Annotated in this window: 15 protein-coding genes, 1 riboswitch and 1 other annotated feature; of the genes, 8 read left to right on the top strand and 7 right to left on the bottom strand. The window is 41.5% G+C overall.

Going from position 1 to position 15,081, the window contains the following annotated elements; genetic code table 11:
- Positions 1–3: 3 nt before the first annotated feature.
- Complete coding sequence (gene leuS / locus HNR63_RS06950) at positions 4–2,421, bottom strand: leucine--tRNA ligase (protein ID WP_181520263.1); 2,418 nt, start codon at positions 2,419–2,421, stop codon at positions 4–6.
- Between the two features lie 62 nt (positions 2,422–2,483).
- Positions 2,484–2,696 (bottom strand) — a binding site (T-box leader).
- A gap of 191 nt (positions 2,697–2,887) precedes the next feature.
- On the opposite strand from leuS, the gene HNR63_RS06945 reads away from it, so the two are divergent.
- Positions 2,888–3,664, top strand: a complete 777-nt coding sequence (locus tag HNR63_RS06945; RefSeq protein WP_181520262.1) for a hypothetical protein — start codon at positions 2,888–2,890, stop codon at positions 3,662–3,664.
- A gap of 36 nt (positions 3,665–3,700) precedes the next feature.
- On the opposite strand, the gene HNR63_RS06940 is transcribed toward HNR63_RS06945, so the two are convergent.
- Both HNR63_RS06940 and HNR63_RS06935 read right to left on the bottom strand, forming a co-directional pair.
- Positions 3,701–3,841 carry a hypothetical protein gene (locus tag HNR63_RS06940; RefSeq protein WP_009361597.1) on the bottom strand — a complete coding sequence of 47 codons (141 nt, stop codon included), beginning with the start codon at positions 3,839–3,841 and terminating at the stop codon, positions 3,701–3,703.
- A 10-nt stretch (positions 3,842–3,851) separates the two neighbouring features.
- Positions 3,852–4,115 carry a YtzC family protein gene (locus HNR63_RS06935; RefSeq protein ID WP_181520261.1) on the bottom strand — a complete coding sequence of 88 codons (264 nt, stop codon included), beginning with the start codon at positions 4,113–4,115 and terminating at the stop codon, positions 3,852–3,854.
- A 124-nt stretch (positions 4,116–4,239) separates the two neighbouring features.
- Between HNR63_RS06935 and mnmL the strand changes: the two genes are divergently transcribed.
- Both mnmL and mnmM read left to right on the top strand, forming a co-directional pair.
- The gene (mnmL, locus tag HNR63_RS06930) at positions 4,240–5,193 is read left to right on the top strand and encodes a tRNA modification radical SAM protein MnmL/YtqA (protein WP_181520260.1); all 954 of its coding nucleotides are present in this window, start codon (positions 4,240–4,242) and stop codon (positions 5,191–5,193) included.
- Positions 5,190–5,762 (top strand): tRNA 5-(aminomethyl)-2-thiouridylate-methyltransferase MnmM, encoded by a 573-nt coding sequence (gene mnmM, locus HNR63_RS06925; protein WP_181520259.1) that lies wholly within the window; start codon positions 5,190–5,192, stop codon positions 5,760–5,762. The genes mnmL and mnmM overlap by 4 nt, the downstream gene beginning before the upstream one ends.
- A 41-nt stretch (positions 5,763–5,803) precedes the next feature.
- Here mnmM and HNR63_RS06920 read toward each other — a convergent pair whose 3' ends face one another.
- From HNR63_RS06920 to HNR63_RS06910, 3 genes are read right to left on the bottom strand one after another with little or no spacing between them, the layout of a single operon-like run.
- Positions 5,804–6,367: a Uma2 family endonuclease gene (locus HNR63_RS06920; protein ID WP_181520258.1), complete on the bottom strand. Its 564-nt coding sequence runs from the start codon at positions 6,365–6,367 to the stop codon at positions 5,804–5,806.
- A 43-nt stretch (positions 6,368–6,410) separates the two neighbouring features.
- Positions 6,411–7,481 (bottom strand): tetraprenyl-beta-curcumene synthase family protein, encoded by a 1,071-nt coding sequence (locus tag HNR63_RS06915; RefSeq protein ID WP_181520257.1) that lies wholly within the window; start codon positions 7,479–7,481, stop codon positions 6,411–6,413.
- Entirely contained in the window at positions 7,456–8,274 is an 819-nt protein-coding gene (locus HNR63_RS06910) for an alpha/beta hydrolase (protein WP_043966950.1), read from the bottom strand. Before HNR63_RS06910 ends, HNR63_RS06915 begins: the two co-directional genes overlap by 26 nt.
- Positions 8,275–8,356: 82 nt before the next feature.
- On the opposite strand from HNR63_RS06910, the gene HNR63_RS06905 reads away from it, so the two are divergent.
- The 3 genes from HNR63_RS06905 (at position 8,357) to HNR63_RS06895 (ending at position 10,620) form a co-directional block, all read left to right on the top strand.
- On the top strand, positions 8,357–8,887 hold the full coding sequence (locus tag HNR63_RS06905; protein ID WP_021095568.1) for a gamma carbonic anhydrase: 531 nt from the start codon (positions 8,357–8,359) through the stop codon (positions 8,885–8,887).
- A gap of 73 nt (positions 8,888–8,960) precedes the next feature.
- Entirely contained in the window at positions 8,961–9,479 is a 519-nt protein-coding gene (locus tag HNR63_RS06900; RefSeq protein WP_181520256.1) for a phosphatase PAP2 family protein, read from the top strand.
- Between the two features lie 13 nt (positions 9,480–9,492).
- Positions 9,493–10,620: a glycosyltransferase family 4 protein gene (locus tag HNR63_RS06895; protein WP_181520255.1), complete on the top strand. Its 1,128-nt coding sequence runs from the start codon at positions 9,493–9,495 to the stop codon at positions 10,618–10,620.
- A 171-nt stretch (positions 10,621–10,791) separates the two neighbouring features.
- Here HNR63_RS06895 and metK read toward each other — a convergent pair whose 3' ends face one another.
- On the bottom strand, positions 10,792–11,997 hold the full coding sequence (gene metK, locus HNR63_RS06890; protein ID WP_021095566.1) for a methionine adenosyltransferase: 1,206 nt from the start codon (positions 11,995–11,997) through the stop codon (positions 10,792–10,794).
- A 120-nt stretch (positions 11,998–12,117) separates the two neighbouring features.
- A riboswitch (SAM riboswitch) is annotated at positions 12,118–12,226 on the bottom strand.
- Positions 12,227–12,400: 174 nt separating this feature from the next.
- Here metK and pckA point away from each other — a divergent pair.
- The gene (gene pckA / locus HNR63_RS06885; RefSeq protein ID WP_181520254.1) at positions 12,401–13,987 is read left to right on the top strand and encodes a phosphoenolpyruvate carboxykinase (ATP); all 1,587 of its coding nucleotides are present in this window, start codon (positions 12,401–12,403) and stop codon (positions 13,985–13,987) included.
- 113 nt (positions 13,988–14,100) lie between these two features.
- Complete coding sequence (locus HNR63_RS06880) at positions 14,101–15,072, top strand: N-acetylmuramoyl-L-alanine amidase (protein ID WP_181520253.1); 972 nt, start codon at positions 14,101–14,103, stop codon at positions 15,070–15,072.
- Positions 15,073–15,081 lie beyond the last annotated feature (9 nt).

The following is a 15,081-nucleotide window of genomic DNA, read 5'->3' as shown; positions in this document are numbered from 1 at the left end:
CGATTAATTTGCAACAATGTTCACTAGTTTTCCTGGGACAGCGATCACTTTACGTACAGTTTTCCCTTCAATTTGTTCTTTAATTTTTTCGTCTTCCATTGCCAATTGCTCAAGCTGTTCTTTTGTTGCATCAGCAGGAACGTGTAGTTTCGCACGCACTTTTCCGTTTACTTGAATGACGATTTCGACTTCATCTTCGACTAATTTCGCTTCATCGTATGCTGGCCAAGCTTCGTATGCGATCGTATTGTTATGTCCAAGCTTCTCCCATAATTCCTCAGCAATATGTGGACAAACTGGCGACAGTAACTTCACGAATCCTTCCATATACACTTTCGGTAATACAGGCGCTTTATATGCTTCGTTAATAAACACCATTAATTGTGAGATCGCTGTATTGAAGCGAAGCGCCTCGTAATCTTCTGTTACTTTTTTCACCGTTTGGTGATATACACGTTCAAGCGTATCTGTTTCTGGATTGTCAACGATTTTCGGATTTAATTGACCGTCTTCTTCAACAAATAGACGCCATACGCGATCTAAGAAGCGACGTGCACCGTCAAGCCCCTTTGTCGACCATGCGATCGACGCTTCCAAAGGTCCCATAAACATTTCATATAAACGCAACGTATCCGCTCCGTGACTTTCCACAATATCGTCCGGATTGACAACATTTCCTTTCGACTTACTCATTTTCTCATTGTTTTCTCCAAGAATCATTCCTTGGTTAAATAGCTTTTGGAACGGCTCTTTCGTTGGCACAACGCCGATATCGTATAAAAATTTATGCCAAAAACGTGCATACAATAAGTGCAACACCGCATGTTCTGCCCCGCCAATGTAAATGTCGACCGGCAACCATTTTTCAAGCTTTTCAGGATCAGCTAATTGCTTATCGTTATGTGGATCGATGTAACGCAAATAGTACCAACAACTTCCTGCCCATTGCGGCATCGTATTCGTTTCACGGCGTCCTTTTTTACCTGTTTTCGGGTCAACGACGTTCACCCACTCTTCGATGTTCGCAAGCGGTGATTCACCTGTTCCTGATGGTTTAATTTCATCTGTTTTCGGCAACACAAGCGGCAACTCTTCTTCTGGCACTGGCGTCATCGTTCCATCTTCCCAATGGATGATCGGAATCGGCTCGCCCCAATAACGTTGACGGCTAAATAACCAATCGCGAAGGCGATACGATACTTTTTTCTCTCCTTTTCCGTTTGCCTCTAGCCATTCAATCATTTTTTTCGTTGCTTCTTCTTTATTCAAACCGTTTAAGAAATCAGAGTTCACATGTTCGCCGTCTCCTGTATAAGCCTCTTTTGAAATATCCCCACCAGCAACAACTTCTTTGATTGGCAAATGAAACTTTTTCGCAAATTCATAATCACGCTCGTCGTGTGCTGGCACCGCCATAATTGCCCCTGTGCCGTAACTCATTAGCACGTAATCAGCGATCCAAATTGGCAATTTCTCACCATTGACTGGATTGATTGCATACGCCCCCGTAAACACACCTGTTTTTTCTTTCGCTAAATCGGTACGTTCGAGGTCGCTTTTACTTTGAATTTGTTTTAAATACGCATCAACAGCTTCCTTCTGTTCCGGTGTTGTAATTTTTTCAACGAGCGGATGTTCAGGGGCTAACACGGCATAAGTGGCACCGAATAACGTGTCTGGACGCGTTGTAAACACCGTAAACGTTTCATGATGCCCGTCGACTTGGAAATGAATGTTTGCTCCTTCCGAACGACCGATCCAGTTGCGCTGCATTTCTTTAATGCTTTCTGGCCAATCAAGTTCTTCTAAATCTTCAAGCAAACGATCCGCATACGCTGTAATGCGAAGCATCCATTGCTTCATCGGCTTGCGAATGACCGGGTGTCCCCCGCGCTCACTTTTTCCATCGATCACTTCTTCGTTCGCCAATACCGTCCCTAGCGCTGGGCACCAGTTCACCGGCACTTCATCCATGTACGCTAATCCTTTTTCATATAACTTTAAGAAAATCCATTGTGTCCATTTGTAATAGTTCGGATCAGTCGTATTCACTTCACGATCCCAGTCATACGAAAAACCTAATGATTTAATTTGACGGCGGAAGTTGTTAATGTTTTTTTCCGTAAATTCGGCCGGGTCATTTCCTGTATCTAGCGCATATTGCTCAGCTGGCAATCCGAACGCATCCCATCCCATTGGATGCAATACGTTATATCCTTGCATGCGCTTCATACGTGCTAAAATGTCCGTCGCTGTATATCCTTCTGGATGACCGACATGCAATCCTGCACCAGATGGATACGGGAACATGTCAAGCGCATAAAACTTTCGCTTTCCGTCATCTTCCGTCGTTTTGAACGTTTTATTTTCTTCCCAATACTTTTGCCATTTTTTCTCGATTTCACGATGATTAAAACTCACGTGACAAACCTCCTTTTTATCCATTTTAAACAAAAATGAAAAACAAAAAACCTCCCATCCCAAAAAGGGACGAGAGGATTCTCCCGCGGTACCACCCTTGTTAGCGCACGAATGGTGCACTCACTTTCATCATTAACGCAGATTCACGGCGCATGCTACTTCATTCGCACACGCAACTCCAAGGCGAGTTCGTAAACAAACTTCGGTTGACTCGCACCGTCCGTCAACTCTCTGCCGACCATTTGTTTACTACTACTCCTTTTCACCGTCATTTTCCATTATTTCATTATACACATTATTTTAAAAAATTTACGCCCTCGTTGCAAGTGTGTTCGGTAAATCGTATGAATGATATATGTATTAACAGAATAATCAAACAATTAAAAATATTATTAAGTCTTTTTATTCTATATTTAATGTATAATATTTAATGAATAATATTCCAAAAGAGGTAGGATTGACGAAGATGACTAAAAAATCTTTTCTCATTTTCTGTGCGCTCGTCAGCTTTCTTTTTTCCGGATGCCAGTCGGAACACATAAAAGGATTTATTGTTTTTGGGAAATGGGACGGTGTATATGTAGCAAAAAAAGATGATCCTTTCGTTCTTAATTTCATTTTATTAAGTGACAGCCCTCTAACAAACGTAACATCTATCGACTTTCCCGAGATCGCACATACAATTGATGACATGCAATATGATCTTATCGAAGGTGATAAATACAAAGACTTTCAATTATTTAATATCGCTGTCAATTTACATTTAAAAGAAGTAAGTAGCACGACAATATCTAAAATAACTCTCATATTTGATCAAAAATACAAAGAGACATTCCCGATCGGTCATATCAAGTTAGTTGTAAGCGAGAAGGGGATATTTACTCCACAAAATGAGTATGTGACAGCTTATCCAAATACGCAATTTTTTCAAGCAAAGCTGAAGAACATTTCAGAGCACACGATTCAAATAAAGCGTGTAACTGTAGAAAACAGTTTTTTACAGATAAAAGATGTAAAGATAAACGATAAATCAGAAAAACAGATCGTAGAGGCAAACGAAACAATAAATATTTATTTTACTCTCGCTGAAAAATCAGAACAAAAAGCTGACTTTTATATTGTTACACCAAAAATTGAATATGAATTAGCAGGAAAAGCATCAAGCACATATATTGATCCTGTTTTTTACGGAGTGACAACCCTTACTTCAGAAAAACTAGACGATATTTTAAAGAAAAACTGAGCTATTCCCCACTCGGAGCATCTCCGAGTGGGGAAATTATGTTTCGTTATGATATTCTGCTTTCGCTTCTTGCCCTTTTTTTGCATTCCTTTGTTTCACTTCTTTTATCGGATCACCGAAATCTTTCGCATGCAACGTTTTTTGTTCTGGATTGTTTTGTTTCGAACGTTTTTTCATCTGTTTCCTCCTAATGACGAAGTAAAATCATATCGTTTTGTAGTTGTTCAAGCTGTAGACGCATGCGGTGTAATTGTTCGCGCTGTTGGGCGTTACAGCTTAACGAAAAATGCGCCAAATCGTTCACCGCATGTTCAAGCATTTGCTGAGCTTTTACATATTCTGTATCGTTATAATGTTCAAGCTTGCTCGCTTCTGTATATTGTTCTTTTGCATAGCGAAGCACATCTTCACAATGTTGCAAAAACTCGTCCATCGACTGTCTTGTCGCCATACGCATCCCTTCCTTTCTTCCGTATCGCTTTATAGTTTGTACATTTTCTTGTCATTTATCACAGCGCCATTGAGTTTCCCGCTTAAATCGTGCTACAATGCTAAAATGATGCGAGGTGATGAACATGAATCCTTTTCCATATACGAACGACAAGAAACGATACCATACATGGAATTATCATTTACGCCAAACGTTCGGTGAAAAAGTTTTTAAAGTGTCGCTTGATGCAGGATTCGATTGTCCAAATCGCGACGGTACAGTGGCATACGGTGGATGCACATTTTGTAGCGCAGCTGGTTCTGGTGATTTTGCTGGCAGACGAACAGACGATTTAGTCACCCAATTCCATACGATTAAAGAAAAAATGCATACAAAATGGAAAGATGGGAAGTATATCGCCTATTTTCAAGCGTTCACAAATACACATGCCCCCGTTGACGTGTTGCGTGAAAAATACGAAACGGTATTATATTTAGACGGTGTCGTCGGTTTATCGATCGCTACACGCCCTGATTGTTTACCGGACGACGTCGTCGACTATTTAGCGGAATTGAATGAACGAACGTATTTATGGGTCGAGCTTGGTTTGCAAACGGTTCATGAACAAACAGCTACCTTAATTAACCGCGCGCATGACTTTTCATGCTATGTGGAAGGTGTAGAGAAGCTACGCAAACATGGCATTCGCGTTTGTGCCCATATTATTAACGGATTGCCGCTTGAAACGTACGACATGATGATGGAAACAGCAAAAACGGTCGCTCATTTAGATGTGCAAGGCATTAAAATTCATTTGCTTCATTTGCTAAAAGGAACGCCAATGGTGAAACAATACGAAAAAGGAATGCTTCAATTTTTAACGTTCGATGAATATGTTCAACTCGTTTGTGATCAGTTAGAAGTATTGCCGCCAGAAATGATCGTTCATCGCATTACAGGAGACGGTCCGATCGATTTAATGATCGGTCCAATGTGGAGCGTCAATAAATGGGAAGTGTTAAACGCCATCGATGCCGAATTAGAGCGTCGCAATAGTTATCAAGGAAAAAAATATGTGCGAAAGGAAGACAGACGATGAAGCTGATGCGCATTTTGCCATTTGCCCGTTCGCTCATCGACTTCGCTGTGAAAGAAGGCGATGTCGTCGTCGATGCAACGGTCGGCAACGGCCATGATACGCTTTATTTGGCTGAACGTGTCGGAGAGTCTGGGCATGTGTTCGGCTTCGACATTCAAGCACAAGCGATCGAAAACACAACAAAACGATTGCGTGAACACCACATGGAAGAACGGGTCACGCTTGTGCAAGCAAGCCACGCGGAGCTGCTTAGTCACATTCCTCTACAATACAAAGGACGCATAACCGGTGCGATGTTTAATCTCGGCTATTTGCCTGGAGGAGATAAACAAGTTGTGACAAAACCAAACTCAACCATTGCCGCCATTGAGCAATTGCTTGAAATCATGGCTCCTGAAGGAATTATTGTCCTCGTCATTTACCACGGTCATCCTGAAGGAGCGATTGAGCGCGATGCCCTTTTACAATACGTCTCAACGATCGACCAACAACGTGCACACGTCATTCGATACGAATTTATGAATCAAATCAATCATCCGCCGTTTATCGTTGCCATCGAAAAAAGATAAAAAAGTAGCGATCGGTCTTTCCTATCGCTACTTTTGCTTTGTTAGTGAAATATTTCTTCTAAATGAACAAACAAACCTGGAAAGCAAACAGATTGAACAGTTCCAACACTTACTTTAATATCCGCCTGCTCGTATAGCCTATCTTCATTTAATACATAAACGGTCACGGCTTGTTTCATCGGATTAACAATCCAATATTCTTTTACACCATATTCCATATATAAATTAAACTTCGTCACTAAATCGTGCGCTTGATTCGAAGGACTGAGTATTTCAACAATTAACGTCGGAACTCCGACATATTTTGTGTCTGTAAATCCCGTTTGATCACAAATAATGCTTAAATCAGGAATGACGAGCTTTCTTTCAGAACATGTTTCACTCACTAGCTCAATGTCTGTGGGAGCGGCAAATACTTTACATGTCTTTCCTTTCAAATAATTCCCGAATATTGTATGAAGATTGCTTGATACGAGTTGATGCTGGATGCTAGGTGAAGGTGTCATATAAACGACGCCATCAATATATTCTAATCTTTCATCACTATGTTGACGCATAATTAAATATTGTTCATACGTGACGTGTGAAAAGCGAGGTAACGACATATTCATCCCTCTCTTCTTTTCTTCCATTATACACCCGTTTTCTTCACGCATACATCCATTTTTGCCATTTTCGATACATTCGCCCGTTCCAATAAAAGAAATGAGATGTTACGCCACCTGAACGCAACAATTGTTTTGCCAGCTTACGAATCGCGTCTTGCTCGTGCACTTTTTCGTCCGATAAATATAGCCCGAGCAACCCCCGATGAATAAAACGATGAAATTCGCGATGTGGCAACTGTGCGATATGCCGATCTGCTTCTTCAACGAAATGACATAAACGAGCGAATAACGTTTCTTCATTCGGATAATAAAAACAAAAATTTAAATCTCCACCTTGCCGATCTTCTTCTTGATCAATCAAATAATCAAGTAAAATGTGCAGCCCTTGCACGTACGGGAAATAGCTATTTCGTACCCGTTCAGCAAGACGTTGATCAAACGAATCGGTACAAGCATAAGCGACTAAACAAAAAATACCGAGCGTTGACCCAGAACAAGCGGAAAATTCATACCATTCCATTTTCGGCAACAATGCTTCATGTTGGGCAAACCATTGCTTCAAACGCGGAATGCGTTCTTCTTTTTTCACATGTTTATGTACTTGTAAGTCGCAATAATATGATGCAAGTTCATGTAAAAACGGGGCGATGATATGATAATGCCGAACTTCTGCTAGCACCTGTTGGCACGTATCGACAAGGGCATGCAAATAACCACCATCATCTTGTTCCGCACGATAGCGATAATATGCTTCTTTTTTTGCCCCGACAGTTAATGCATGCATCATCGAATCGTGCAGTGCACGAAAATCAGTCGGATCGAGCGATGTGCTTCGATCGCATAAATTATCTAAGTAATCGCTAATTGTTTGATAAGCAACGATAAAACGAATGCATCGCTCCATCTCTTTTCCAGCCAGCAACGACAAAATCGCTCCTCCTTCGCAATGAAACGTTTTTGTCGCGATGCTTGCTAACGCTTGTTTGCGCAATTCCTCGTTTGGAATAGCCTCCGCTCTTTTTTTCCAAATGGCTAATTCGCGATGAACGAGCGGAAAAACGCGACGATATACAGCTCGCATTAAACTAAAAGGATTTGTTGGAACGCTCAATAAGCTCACCTCTTTGCAGTTGCAACGTTAAAAACGTATGGGCATACAAAAATACTTGTTCTCGTTCAAGTTCGTTAAAAATTTCATGATATAGTTTTGGCCATTCTTTATACACTTTTTCACTAACCATCAACTGATCAAACCATGATTTCACTGCACTTTTATCGACAATTTTGTCATCCCCCGCCTGCATGACAAGCATCGGAACATCTGGTAATTGTGCAATTTTTTCATGAGCGATGCGAATCGCTTTCACTAACTCGCGATACCAACGAACAGACACTTTCGTCACATATAATGAATCGTTTTTATCCATCTCGCGCACTTCTTCATTTCGAGTCGCCATCTCTACCGTTAGCCCCGATGGAAACCGTTTTTTTGGATGAATGACGTTTAAAATGCGTGAGGCGATCTCAAGCGCTTTCGACGGATAATGAACGAGCCCTAAACATGGGGACGATAAAATGACACCGCGGACAGGCAGTCGCTTTTCTTGCAATGTGCGAATGACGACAAGCCCTCCCATGCTGTGGCCGAGTAAAAAAATGGGCTGTTCGTACACGCTCGCTTCATGCACCCAGCTTGCCACCGCCTCTATATATTCGTCAAATGAATCAATATGTCCTCGTCGGCTACGCGATGTCGTCCCTTGCCCTGGTAAATCCCCTGCAACAACATGAAAACCGTGCATACGAAACATTTCAATGAGCCATTTATACCGACCATGATGTTCAGCAGCACCGTGAACGATGACAATGGTACCTTTTGCGTTTTCTCCTTCCCATTTCCACATATACACCCCTCCTTGTTATTTACGAATAAACGAAAAATTTGTACACTAAATATAACAAAATGAAACGAAAGGGACGAGCCAAATGATTTATCCATATAAAGAACATACGCCAAACATTGCACCTTCCGCTTTCATCGCCGATTACGTCACTATTACAGGTGATGTAACCATTGGAGAGGAAACGAGCGTTTGGTTTAACACCGTCATTCGCGGAGATGTCGCCCCAACGATCATCGGCAACCGTGTAAACATTCAAGACAACTCCGTCCTTCACCAAAGTCCAAACAACCCACTCATCATTGAAGATGATGTCACCGTTGGCCATCAAGTCATTTTGCATAGTGCCATTATAAGAAAAGGCGCTCTCATCGGTATGGGCTCTATCGTTTTAGACGGTGCTGAAATTGGTGAAGGAGCTTTTATCGGTGCTGGCAGTCTTGTGCCTCAAGGGAAAAAAATCCCTCCTCGCACACTTGCATTCGGACGTCCGGCAAAAGTAATCCGAGAATTAACCGAAGAAGATGAGCGTGAAATGGCACGAATTCGCCGCGAATATGTTGAAAAAGGTCAATATTATAAATCGCTTCAATTAAACAAACCACGCGATAAATAAGCGTGGTATTTTTACATTGCTTTATTATTGACTTAACATATATATTTTATCATAAGTTCAGGGGGATTTGCTTATGTTGCGAAAATGGTACGATTGGGAATGCAAGTTGTTTTACAGCATTAATCGTTATTTTGATCGCAAGTGGCTTAACGCATATTTTCGTTCCATTACACACGCTGGCGGAGCGACATGTTCAATTACGGCTGTCATGCTAGCTGTTTGGCTGTTGCGTGACGAATGGCGGGATGCTGCTATCGCCAGTGCCATCGCATTAGCACTTAGCCATATTCCTGTCGCAGTCATGAAAAAAATGTACCCACGCAAACGACCGTATATTTCACTTCATAACACGAAAGTAACAAAAAATCCGTTAACTGATCATTCGTTTCCATCCGGACATACAACCGCAATATTTTCTGTCGTTGTTCCATTTTTACTATACGCCCCGGCATTAACGGTTTTTCTCTTGCCCATCGCGTGTAGTGTCGCGATCTCGCGCATTTATTTAGGGCTTCATTATCCTTCTGATGTGCTCGCAGGCGGTATGCTCGGTACGTTGTTTGGCGTCGCTTCATTTTCTGTGATTTTATAAGGGAGGAATCGTCATGAAAGTTGCTTTATTTACTGACACGTTTGCCCCTGAAGTGAATGGCGTCGCCCGAACATTAAAGAGATGGGCCGGCTTCTTAGAATCTCGTGGAATTGACTTCCGCGTTTTCGCTCCGGAAACGCGGAAAGATGATTTTTCAACAAATTTTATTTATCATTTTAAAAGCTTTCGTTTTTTTCTTTATCCTGAATGTCGCTTAGCCATCCCGAACATGATGACGATACGCCAACAACTAGAGCAATTTCAACCAACGCTTATCCATATCGCTACTCCATTTAATATCGGCTTATGTGGCTTGCATTATGCAAAAAAAATGAATATCCCTTTCGTTGCCTCATATCACACTCATTTTGACCAATATTTGCACTACTACAACCTCGATTTTTTATCCCCTTGGTTTTGGCGCTATATGCACTGGTTTCATCGCTCAGCGGAAAAAATTTTTGTCCCTTCCGAAGAAACGCTAAATCACTTGCAACAACGTGGCTTTACAAACTTGCACATTTGGTCGCGCGGTGTTGATTGCTCAACATTTTATCCACGCGAAAATAACGAATCGTTCCGAAAAACATATCACATTACAGAACGCCATATCATTTTATACGTCGGTCGCTTAGCGAAAGAAAAAAATGTCGATCTACTTATTGAACTTGCCAAACAAATGTCGCCTTCTATTCGTTGGGTGATCGTCGGGGATGGGCCGTTAAAAGAGCAGTTAAAACAAAAAGCTTCGAAAAACGTCACGTTTACTGGTTTTTTAAATGGGGAAGCGCTCGCAGAAGCATACGCCGCTGCACATATATTTGCATTTCCATCTCCTACAGAAACGTTTGGGAATGTTGTGTTAGAGTCATTTGCATCGGGCACTCCTGTTGTTTGTGCAAATCGCGGTGGGGTTACAACTATCGTCACTGAACAACAAACAGGATTATTACGCTCTCCTGATGATTTAAACACTTGGAAAGAAGCAATTGAATACTTATTGAAAGATGAACAAAAAAGAAAGCAAATGGGGAAATGTGGTCGAGAATATGCAAAAACAAAAGACTGGAATAACATATTCATCGAACTTCTTTCTCATTATGAACAAGTGGTGCACAAACGTTTCTCTCATTACGCGTAAGAGCGAGCAAGGGGCGATTCACTTTCCTTCTGAGTAAACAGCATGCCAAACCATAATGTCCAACATTTTTAGCTACTATCGCTTTTCCCTGTCCCATGATCATCAAACAACTGCAAAAGAACATACTTGTGAAAAAAGAGAGAGCTACATTCCGTAACTCTCTCTCCTTTCTTACTTCGCCAACTGTAACGCTTGTTGTTTTAACACTTCTGCTTTATCTGTACGTTCCCAAGGAAGATCAATATCTGTGCGACCAAAGTGACCGTAAGCAGCTGTTTGTTTGTAAATCGGGCGACGAAGATCAAGCATTTTAATAATGCCCGCCGGACGAAGGTCAAAGTTGTTGCGCACCACTTCAATTAATACATCTTCAGATACTTTGCCCGTGCCGAACGTATCAATTGAAATCGATACAGGTTTTGCAACACCGATCGCATATGCTAACTGCACTTCACATTTATCTGCAAGACCTGCCGCGACAATGTTTTTCGCTACGTAACGCGCCGCATAGGCTGCTGAGCGGTCTACTTTCGTTGGGTCTTTTCCTGAGAATGCCCCGCCGCCGTGACGTGCATAACCACCGTATGTGTCAACGATAATTTTACGTCCCGTCAACCCTGCGTCACCTTGTGGACCACCGATGACGAAACGTCCTGTTGGGTTGATAAAATATTTTGTGTTTTCATCGATCAATTCTGCCGGAACGACAGGTTGAATGACATGCTCTTTAATGTTGCGTACAATTTGATCTTGTGTAATTTCTGGATGATGTTGTGTAGAAACAACGATCGTATCGATACGTACAGGTTTGCCGTTTTCATCGTACTCGACTGTCACTTGCGTTTTTCCGTCTGGACGTAAGTACGGTAAAATGTCTTCTTTACGCACTTCCGCTAAACGGCGTGCAAGTTTGTGTGCTAGAGAAATTGGTAGCGGCATAAGTTCTTTCGTTTCGTTGCACGCGAAGCCAAACATTAATCCTTGGTCACCTGCACCGATCGCTTCGATTTCTTCATCTGTCATTTGTCCTTCGCGAGCTTCTAACGCTTTGTCAACACCCATTGCGATATCTGGTGACTGTTCATCAATTGACGTCAATACTGCGCACGTATCTGCATCAAAGCCGTATTTTGCACGCGTATAGCCAATTTCACGAATTGTTTCACGAACAATTTTCGGAATATCTACATATGTAGATGTTGTAATTTCTCCACTCACTAAAACAAGTCCTGTTGTTACGCTCGTTTCGCACGCGACACGGGCATTCGGATCATTCGCTAAAATCGCATCTAAAATCGCATCGGAAATTTGGTCACAAATTTTATCCGGATGCCCTTCCGTTACAGATTCAGATGTAAACAGACGACGTTTAGGCATTCAAACATTCCTCCTCAGTATAATGAAAAATGATACGGTACTCATCCCTCTTATTATGGTCTATCGTGAAAAAAACCTTTCCCTTAGAGGAAAGGTTTTTGCATTTGTCTGCGCCTTTCACTCTTATCGTTCAAGGGCGTCCCCTTGCCACAGGTTAGCACCTTTTCACGTATGTGACGGTTGCTGGGCTTCATCGGGCCTGTCTCCCTCCACCAACTCGGGATAAGAGTATCCGTTCATCTCAGCATCATATCACATCTGTATGAAGCGAGTCAACGTTTTTTCTACTGTAATGATCTTGAAAATAAATTCAAGAAAAATACACGAATTAGTATGGACTATTTATCAAAATGTGTTATACTTTTTACATAAAGATAAATCAAACAAAGGTAGGTTTTGTCCGATGAATTCCATTGAATTGACGAACAAATTATCAACACTCTTACAAAGGGATGGGGTTTTTCATAACTTATCTGTACCACGATTAGTAGAAAAAGTATTAACTCGCAAAGAAGGCGTTCTCACTTCATCAGGAGCAGTTTGTGCAACAACTGGGAAATATACAGGTCGTTCTCCAAAAGATAAATATATTGTGGAAGAACCGTCTGTGAAACATAAAATTGATTGGGGAACTGTCAATCAACCAATTTCTGAAGAAGTATTTGATAAACTGTACAATAAAGTGATCGATTATTTAATGACGAAAGAAGAAATATTTGTATTCAACGGCTTTGCAGGCGCGGATCCAGCTTATCGTTTGCCAATTCAAGTTGTCAATGAATTTGCTTGGCATAACTTATTTGCCCATCAATTGTTTATTCGTCCAACAACGGAAGAATTACAAACGCATGAACCACAATTTACGGTCATTTCTGCACCGACATTTAAAGCGGATCCAGCTGTTGACGGCACGCGTTCAGAAACGTTTATTATCATCTCATTTGAACGTCGTACCGTGCTGATTGGTGGAACAGAATATGCAGGGGAAATGAAAAAATCGATTTTCTCGGTCATGAACTTTTTATTGCCAGAACAAGGAATCTTTCCGATGCATTGTTCAGCAAACGTAGGTCAAGAAGGAGATGTGGCGCTCTTTTTCGGTTTATCGGGCACAGGAAAGACAACGCTTTCTGCTGACCCAAACCGTCGCCTAATTGGCGATGACGAACACGGTTGGTCAAATAACGGCGTGTTCAACATTGAGGGCGGATGTTATGCGAAATGCATTAACTTATCACGCGAAAAAGAGCCGCAAATTTTCGATGCGATTCGCTTCGGTTCCGTATTAGAAAACGTCATGATTGATCCAGACACGCGCATACCAAACTATGACGATGCGACGTTAACCGAAAATACGCGCGCAGCATACCCGCTTGAAGCAATGGACAATATCGTCCAACCGAGCGTTGCAGGTCATCCGCATACGATCGTCTTTTTAACGGCCGATGCGTTTGGTGTATTGCCTCCAATTAGCAAATTAACAAAAGAACAAGCAATGTATCATTTCTTAAGCGGCTATACAAGCAAGTTAGCGGGCACAGAGCGCGGAATTACTGCACCTGAAGCAACGTTTTCTACTTGCTTTGGCTCACCGTTTTTACCGCTTCCTGCAACACGCTATGCAGACATGCTCGGACAAAAAATTGACGCTCATGGCGTGCAAGTATTTTTAGTCAACACCGGTTGGACAGGAGGCGGATACGGTGTTGGTGAACGGATGAAACTGTCTTATACGCGCGCAATGGTCAAAGCTGCGTTGGAAGGCGAATTAAACAACGTAGAAACCGTTCAAGACCCAATTTTCGGTCTGCATATTCCGCTTCACGTCCCAGGTGTACCTGATGAAGTATTGCAACCAAAAAGCACATGGGCAGATCAAGAAGCATATGAACAAAAAGCAAAAGAACTTGCGGCGAAGTTCCGTGAAAACTTTAAAAAATTCACAAACGTTGATCCACGCATTGAACAATTCGGGGGACCGATCGCATAAATGAAAAGGCTGCCTGTTTTCGGCAGCTTTTTCATTTTTCATATGTTCGTACAAACCATTTCATTCAATGAAACATATAGTAGTACATAGAAATAAAGAAAAGGAGGCTAAAAATGAATGAACTATTTGCGATTCCTCAATTAAAAGATATACGCCATCTTCTTCCCACTCGCTCTGGCCAATCGTATAAAAAAACAACACTTGAACAAAAAACGCACATTATTATTCATCATAGTTTAACGAAAACAGGCTCGGCATTTGCGTTCGCCAATTATCATGTAAGTAAAGGATGGCCAGGCATCGGATACCATTTTGTCATTGAACAAGACGGAACGATTCATTTTTGCAACGACTTAGAAACGATTAGCTACCATGTCGGCAACCATAACAGTTACTGCATCGGCATTTGTTTAACAGGCGATTTTCGCACACAACAACCGACGGATGAACAAAAACAATCATTGAGAACGTTATATAAAACGCTGGTAAACATCTTGCCGAACTATAAAGATGTGAAAGGACATAATGAGCTAAAAGGATACGAATGGAAACAATGCCCTTGTTTTAACTATGCGCAAGTATTAGCTGAAAACGAAAACGTCGAAATGAAAGAAGAAGTCAAACTGTATACCGTCGAACGAGGAGATACGCTATGGGCCATTAGTCAAAAAACAGGGGTAAGTGTAAAAACGTTATTGCGCCTAAATCCAAACGTGGATCCAAGAGCATTACAGCCCGGGCAACAAATAATCATTGAAAAACTAGTAAAAAAAGAAGAAGTGAAAACCCCATCACAACCATCCAATCAAACACCGAAACAACAAAACATAGTCGAACAACTGATCAGTAAGCTTCCAAATAAAGTATTGCGATATGGCGATCGCGGCGAAGACGTTCGCATCTTACAACAAGCGCTAAATATGATCAATTTTAAATGCGGAGCAGAAGACGGAGTATTTGGCAAAAAAACGTTAGATGCCGTGAAACGAGTGAACCTTATGTTTTCAGGCGGAAATAAAAATGGTGTTTATGACGAAAAGACGAAAAATTATATAATAAGCAAACTTAGAGAAAAAATGAAATAGCTTTCCATA

The sequence above is a fragment of the Anoxybacillus ayderensis genome (assembly GCF_013761015.1).
Taxonomy (GTDB): domain Bacteria; phylum Bacillota; class Bacilli; order Bacillales; family Anoxybacillaceae; genus Anoxybacillus; species Anoxybacillus ayderensis.
The sequence above is the reverse complement of the archived record's forward strand: the minus strand, read 5'-3'. Positions and strand labels throughout refer to the sequence as shown.